This is a genomic window from Aeromonas sp. R7-4, from assembly GCF_040908055.1.
In the GTDB taxonomy this organism is placed as follows: Bacteria; Pseudomonadota; Gammaproteobacteria; order Enterobacterales; family Aeromonadaceae; genus Aeromonas; species Aeromonas sanarellii.
This window is the reverse complement of the sequence record NZ_JBFODA010000011.1, coordinates 1-6,828: the sequence shown is the minus strand read 5'-3', so window position 1 is coordinate 6,828 and position 6,828 is coordinate 1. Positions and strand designations below refer to the sequence as shown.

Annotated in this window: 5 protein-coding genes; 3 read left to right on the top strand and 2 right to left on the bottom strand. The window is 52.5% G+C overall.

Features of this window, described 5'->3' with window-relative positions:
• Window positions 1-63: 63 nt before the first annotated feature.
• Both AB5Y72_RS01630 and AB5Y72_RS01625 read left to right on the top strand, forming a co-directional pair.
• Window positions 64-1,214, top strand: a protein-coding gene (locus AB5Y72_RS01630; protein WP_325783120.1) for an IS3 family transposase whose coding sequence is annotated in 2 segments (ribosomal slippage) — window positions 64-301 and window positions 301-1,214 — 1,152 coding nt in all. Because the reading frame shifts where the segments join, the coding sequence is not laid out codon by codon here.
• Window positions 1,215-1,234: 20 nt separating this feature from the next.
• Window positions 1,235-2,647, top strand: a complete 1,413-nt coding sequence (locus tag AB5Y72_RS01625) for a hypothetical protein (protein WP_368198486.1) — start codon at window positions 1,235-1,237, stop codon at window positions 2,645-2,647.
• 96 nt (window positions 2,648-2,743) lie between these two features.
• On the opposite strand, the gene AB5Y72_RS01620 is transcribed toward AB5Y72_RS01625, so the two are convergent.
• Window positions 2,744-4,414 (bottom strand): hypothetical protein, encoded by a 1,671-nt coding sequence (locus AB5Y72_RS01620; protein WP_216990556.1) that lies wholly within the window; start codon window positions 4,412-4,414, stop codon window positions 2,744-2,746.
• A 16-nt stretch (window positions 4,415-4,430) separates the two neighbouring features.
• Window positions 4,431-4,985: a hypothetical protein gene (locus tag AB5Y72_RS01615; RefSeq protein ID WP_102948592.1), complete on the bottom strand. Its 555-nt coding sequence runs from the start codon at window positions 4,983-4,985 to the stop codon at window positions 4,431-4,433.
• 601 nt (window positions 4,986-5,586) lie between these two features.
• Here AB5Y72_RS01615 and AB5Y72_RS01610 point away from each other — a divergent pair.
• Window positions 5,587-6,791, top strand: a protein-coding gene (locus AB5Y72_RS01610) for an IS3 family transposase (protein ID WP_270822696.1) whose coding sequence is annotated in 2 segments (ribosomal slippage) — window positions 5,587-5,905 and window positions 5,905-6,791 — 1,206 coding nt in all. Because the reading frame shifts where the segments join, the coding sequence is not laid out codon by codon here.
• Window positions 6,792-6,828: the final 37 nt, after the last annotated feature.

Here is a 6,828-nt window from a genome sequence, read left to right as displayed (position 1 = left end):
TGAATCGCCCCCAGTTCCCTAGACACCTCACAGCCTTAAAATGAGGCAACTATTGGAGGTGTTATGACCCGTCAGCGTTATCCAGAAACATTCAAAATCGAAGCCGTTAAACAAATCACCGAGCGCGGGCGGCCGGTGGCTGACGTTGCACGTGCCATCGGGGTATCCAGCCACAGCCTGTATGCATGGCTCAAGCAGTACGGTAAGCCTGCTGACCAGCAGATAGAAGAGTCTGCCTTGCAAGCCGAGATCCGCCGCCTGAAAACTGAACTGCGCCAGGTCACCGAGGAGCGCAATATTCTAAAGGAGGCCGCCGCGTACTTTGCCAGCGAGTCAAGGAAAGGTACGCGTTCATAACCTCCCGACTCGACCGGTACAGTGTCGTTACCCTGTGCCAGACCCTGGGGGTTCACCGAAGTGGCTTCTACGCGTGGTTGAAACAGCCCACATCGCCACGACAGCAGGAGGACGAACGACTGACCGGATTGGTCAAGCAATCCTGGCTGGAAAGTGGTGCTGTCTACGGTTATCGCAAGATCCATCGCGACCTTCGTGACGCAGGGGAAGCCTGCGGCAAGCACCGTGTGGCCAAATTAATGAAGCGGGAGGGACTGCGTTCGCAAACGGGCTATCAACGCCGCAAGGGGCATTATGGAGGCAAGAGCACGCAAGCTGCCCCAAACACGCTGGCACGTCAGTTTAAGGTGCCAGCCCCCAACATCATCTGGGTGACTGACATTACCTACATTCGCACTCAAGAAGGGTGGCTGTACCTGGCGGTGGTGCTCGACCTGTTCTCTCGCCAGATCGTCGGCTGGGCGATGAAGTCACGCATGACGGCAGACTTGGCGGTTGATGCGTTATTGATGGCCGTCTGGCGGCGCAAACCCAAGCAGCCGGTACTGGTGCATTCGGATCAGGGCAGCCAGTTTACCGGTGGTGAATGGCAAGACTTTCTGAAGGCCCACAACCTGAGTTGCAGTATGAGCCGACGGGGTAACTGTCACGACAACGCGGTCGCCGAGAGTTTCTTTCAGTTGCTCAAACGGGAGCGGATCAAGCGCAGGATTTACGCGACAAGAGACGAAGCCCGCAGCGATGTGTTTGATTATATCGAGATGTTTTACAACCCAATCAGGCGTCATGGTTCCAATGATGGGCTGTCGCCGGTAGAGTTTGAAAGGCAGTTTATTTTTCAGCAACAAAGTGTCTAGAAAACCAGGGGCGATTCAGTTTGCTCGTAGCCATATTCAGGAATGAGCCTCTGACTTCGCCCCGCTACGACATTCTAGCCAGCTACGATCTCAACGCCTTGAGGGGCTTTATCAACGGCGATATGACTCTCCCTGAGTTCAGACGCCAATCTGCGGTAGAACAGGAGCAGCGCCGTTCTAAATCTCTTTACTATAAGGGCCGAAAGATTGTGCATCGCTACCAACCTTCAATCACGAAGCCCTTGGCTGCTCAGCCAGACGACAAAGCTAATATAGAGAAGACCAGTCAAAATCCCACTTGGGATTACCTGCAGAAATTCCGGATCAAAAATGGTCTGGCCGATGGCCAGAATTCTTTGTCCCTCCCCCCGCATGAACTGGCCAAACAATTCTGGGTGGATGATATCACCAGTGCGATCACGGGCGGTGCCAGGTTGCACAGCCTCCTTGTCGCTGCCGGACAAGGCGCGACGATATCAGCAGCAAACAGACAATTTCTCTTGAACAGGGGGTTGAATGCCTTGCTGTGCTTCTTGACCGGCGAACTCTCCCAAGAGCAGTTCGACCAAAAAGGGAAAGCAGAACAGGAGCAACGAAACGAGCTTGCGCAACAGAAACAACGCGAGATCGCCGCTCAGAAGGCCGCAGATGAAGAACGTTATAAAGCCGAGCAGAAAGCCCGAAGTGTGCGACTTGAGACTGAGCGGATTCAGCGTGAGAGTGACCCCAAGTACATCGCACGGATGAAGAACCAAGCTCTCAGGGAGAAGTATGGTGTAACTGGATATGTCGAATCACATCACCTCAAACAGCTCATGGCAATCCTTCTCAAGCTGGATGCAGGTACACGGCTACTGGAGACTGAAACCATCTGGCTCAAGAGCAATGGCCGTGAGTACGAGACAAAGGAGATTCTGCATAGCTACAACCGACTCGAAGCTGATCACTGGCTAGCAGAGTACCGCAACAGCAAGAACCCATGGAGTGCAGTCAATGCCAGCGGACACTTGCGCAAATGCGCAGCATCGAATGAGGCGATTGCTCTGCTGAGTGCCATCCCAGCCAAGCGGCAGGTTCAGCCTAAGCTGAAATCCGCCATTCTCACCACTCATGGTGGTGCGATGCGTGACCATGGCGACCATACTGCCGCATTGAACATGGGCGCTGAGGCTCACCGTCTTCAACCCAACAACTTTCGCCCCTGCACACTACTTGGCGCAGTCTGTATCGAGCTTGGCAACATTAGTGAGGGACATGAGTGGTATTGCAAGGCGGAAGCCAGAGGCGCTGGTCGTGACAGTATTATGTCGGATGTCAGGTCGCTTCTTACCCGGATGACAGCCGATAAACGTGAAGCAGTTATCGCAGAGCTGTTACGCATTCATCCCGAACAGTATCGATGGCTAACTAAGTGGCGTCAGGCCAAGGCATAATTGACATTATTGCTAGCAAACTGAAAGTGAATCGCTACCCGTTACTGAGAATGGACTGGATGTGTTTAGAACACTGGTAGCGATTCACCCTTTTTATTAAGCCAGCTTCGCCATTGTCGAGAAGATGCCTTCAGTGGTCGAATCGATTTCGCTTTGCAGCAACTCATCAATCCGGCGCGATTGGATTTCGCGATTCACACCAAACAAATCTATCTTATCCAGCAGGTGCATGACCAAAGAAGTGACGACAGCAGTCAACATGGATGAAGCAATGATCGCAAGCCACTCTGGCATGCCAGAACTGCTTAGCCATGATTCAATGGCAAGAGAGGCAAAGATGGATAGTGAGCCCGCGAACAGCTTCAGCAGGGCATCGCCTTTCTGTGTCGACGTAGTTTTCTCATCCCGCAAGATAGGAATAGCGCTCATCAATATCTTGAACCCTTCCTTCACCAGTCGCATGACTTGCTTGAAGACACCAACAAAGCAATTAAGAATGCCTTCCATTAGCATCGAAAGGAAGTTCTTAAAAAAGCCCAGCGCGGCATCCTTGAGCAACGGAAGTGCATGAGACCACAGGTGGTCTTTCATTCTCCCCAAGCGGATCTTAAGGGCTTCCGAAAAGCTGTCGGCCCCAACCCCCTCCTCGATACCATTCTTGATACAGTCGCTCAGCTCATAGTAGATAGGCTTTATCGCGAATATGATCACGTTGCCTAGCGCATAGTGACTGGATGCATTGGCCGCATCCTTCCCTAGCGTGATCTGCACTTCGTTGTCGAAGAGAACGTTTTTGGCTACGGTCACATTGGTTTTGGTATCAATGGCTTGTTGTGCCTTATCCATCGCCTCGATTTGGTTTTGCCGGGTTTTCCTCTCTTCATCGCTAAGTTTGTGCTTTTTGTTTTTGAACTGGACATACCCTTGGTCTAATTCAGCCTGCAACTCATCCCGCGTTTTGTCGAACTTGCCGATATTAGAGCCGGCGTTGTTTTGCTTGCTGGTGACGGCATAGTTTTCATCAATGTTGATGATGGTTTTGATGTCGTCCAGATGTAGCGCCTTATTGCTCTTTAGCGAGTTGCAAATCTCAGCACAAGAAACGATGTGATCCGTTTCAGCATAACGATCACTTCTTCCCTCACTATTGGCCTGAGCTTTTGTCAGGAAAATGTCCTTTCCGTCGTACTCATCTTTGGCACGATAATCGCCATTAAAATGAGCCTCCTTCTTGGCTTTCATCTTTTTACCATCACGCATCAAGAGTTCTTCATCTTTGCGCGTCATGGATCCGCCATTGAAGCTCGAATGACTGCCGAACTCCGCAATGTTGTCCCGCTCATTCAGGTTTTCGGTATAGCTATCTACCATTGGGCTACTGTTTGCAGCATTCGCATAGGTAAACACCCTGCACTCCTGATACAGGCGGGAGGCAGTTAGCCCCTGCTTGGTGCCCATCTTGAAAGCCCGCATAACACCGTCGAACAAGCTGAGGAAGACAGGCTCCAATATTTTTTCGATGGCACTGCCTGTGTTCAGGCTATCCAGAAGAGCCTGAGCCTCTCTTTGAGTAGCTATGGCATCCGTGTCTTCAAGCTGGTTACTGAAGGCTTTTGCCGAATCAGTACCTTCAATGAAAGCCTGATCAACCGGGGTGTCCAAAAACTCCACCATCGTTGAAGGCGATGCAAGCGCTCTTGGGGTCTGTACATCTCTGGCTTGACGCATCTTTTCCAGACGGTCTAAATGTTGATTTTTAGTTGTCATATCGCGCCGACTCCCATTACGCTGCTGCCAGCTTGTTCCAGATCTCAACAAACTCAACATCAGCTTTAGTCGGGTTTTCTTCAATACTCGCCATGATGTCAACGATTTCGGTGAACATTCGCTTGTGATGCGGCTTATCAAAGCCCTTTTCTCTAATGAGCGACCAGACCGTTCTCAAGTTTGGCGGGGTTAGTGTCATTTCCCTGACTTGATCTTGGACGTGTTTGGATCGCGTTTGCACCTTGCCAATGCCGAACACCAAGTCTTCCAAGGCTTCGACCTTGTAGACTGGCAATGACCCATTAGCGCGGGCACAGCTAATGCCGACTGCATAGGCGCAAATGATGAGATCATCACGCTTGCTCGCTTCTTCAGTCATCGCCTTGATGCTTTGATGTAACTGAGCAAGTTTGGCAGCATATAGAGCTTTCCCCTTTTCTTTCCCTTTTTCCTCCCCCTTTTTATAGCCATCGGCATGACCTTCTTTTTTGCCAGATTCTTTGCCTGCAAAATACGTCATTAAGATTGCCGCAACCGCCCCGACTCCTGCCGCTATTCTTCCAAAGCTCATTGGCCGCTCCCTCTTGTTGCCATTATTATGAATGGTGAATAGTCTGCCATAACAATATAGCTAGCTGTTATTCCCCCACTGCGAGGCGCTGATGCGATAAACCTACTGGATTTGACATTACATGAGTAGGTAGCGGGATCACAATCACAGGAATTCTGGCGTATTCTTCGCACCAAGCGAAGTGGGTGTGTGCTCCTATTCAATCCAACCCTCTTTCGGTATCTCCCTCAGTGGCAAGATACCGGTATCGCAGTTAAGTGGCTCAATAGCATCAACTCCGCCCCATCTCTGGGCAAGCAGCAACAACCTCACCGAACGGGCCTTCCTGGCCCGCTCAACCGCTTCTCGCCGGTTGATAACAAAACCCCTCACCTGATGACAAAAGCCCATCGCCGATGATGGGTTTTGCGAAAAACTGCCTGCAATCCAATTCGTCACGCCGTGTCGCGGCCTGTTTGGATAATCCGCGACACGGTTACTCCCCTTCTGTGATGGTATGCACGAACACGATAGATTGGCCCCTGGAGGATCCAGACACTTCGCCCCTCTTAACTTAAGAGGTAGTCTTGGAACTATGTTCAGTACTAGTCGCAACGAGAAGATGGCCGAAGTGTTAACAGGAGCCGAGCGCCGTCGACGCCGGACTCCGCAAGAAAAGATCACCATGGTGCAGCAGACCTTTGAGCCCGGTATGACCGTCTCTCATGTCGCTCGCTTGCACGACGTCAACGCCAACCAGCTCTTCAAATGGCGCAAACAATTCCAGGAAGGCTCTCTCACGGCGATCACCGCCGGTGAGGATGTTGTTCCAGCCTCAGAGTTGGCTGCTGCCATCAAGCAGATCCGAGAGCTCCAGCGTCTGCTCGGGAAGAAGACCATGGAGAACGAGATCCTCAAAGAAGCTGTGGAGGTTGGTCGAGCAAAAAAATGGATTGCGCATGCGCCCTTGTTGCCGGGGGACGACGATTAAGGGCGGTGAGCCAAGCCCTTGGTGTATCGCGTGCGCAGCTATCCGTTCATGTTCATCGAAAACCTGGTTGGCGAGATGGCCGGCAGCATCGCCAACGCGATGACAGCGCCTTGCTTGCCCGGATCATGGGCGCGCTGGCAGAGCTCCCCTCCTATGGTTATCGGCGAGTCTGGGCGCTGTTACGACGTCAGTCAGAGGCCGAACGACTGCCCGTCGTCAACGCCAAGCGAGTATATCGCGTCATGCGCGATCATGGCCTGCTGCTGGAAAGAAAACCGGCGGTTCCCTTGGCTCAGCAGGCACATAAGGGGCGTGTCGCCGTTAACGAGAGCAATCGACGCTGGTGCTCGGATGGCTTTGAGTTTCGCTGCGATAATGGCGAAAAACTCCGGGTCACGTTCGCCATGGACTGCTGTGACAGGGAAGCCTTGGACTGGGCCGCCAGCACCGGGGGTTACGACAGTGACACGGTACAAGATGTCATGCTGCGCGCGGTCGAGCGTCGCTTCGGGGATGCGTTGCCGGCCTCACCGGTGGAATGGCTGACAGATAATGGCTCGGTGTATCGGGCCCATGAGACTCGCGCGTTCGCACGAGAAATCGGGTTGGAGCCCAGAACAACGGCGGTGAGGAGTCCACAGAGCAACGGTATCGCGGAGAGCTTCGTGAAGACGATGAAGCGAGACTATATCGAGATGATGCCGAAGCCGGATAGCCGAACAGCGGTAGGCAATTTGGCGATCGCGTTCGAGCATTACAACGAGCACCACCCGCACAGCGCCTTGGGGTATCGTTCCCCTCGGGAATATCTGCGCAGTCGGGTATCACAACCCTAAGCGGGAAAGAGTGTCTGGATCTATGGGGTCAAATCCA

Coding starts and splice junctions, on each gene's coding strand:
- AB5Y72_RS01620 (WP_216990556.1), bottom strand. CDS start 4,414: ATGACAACTAAAAATCAACATTTAGACCGTCTGGAAAAGATGCGTCAA.
- AB5Y72_RS01615 (WP_102948592.1), bottom strand. CDS start 4,985: ATGAGCTTTGGAAGAATAGCGGCAGGAGTCGGGGCGGTTGCGGCAATC.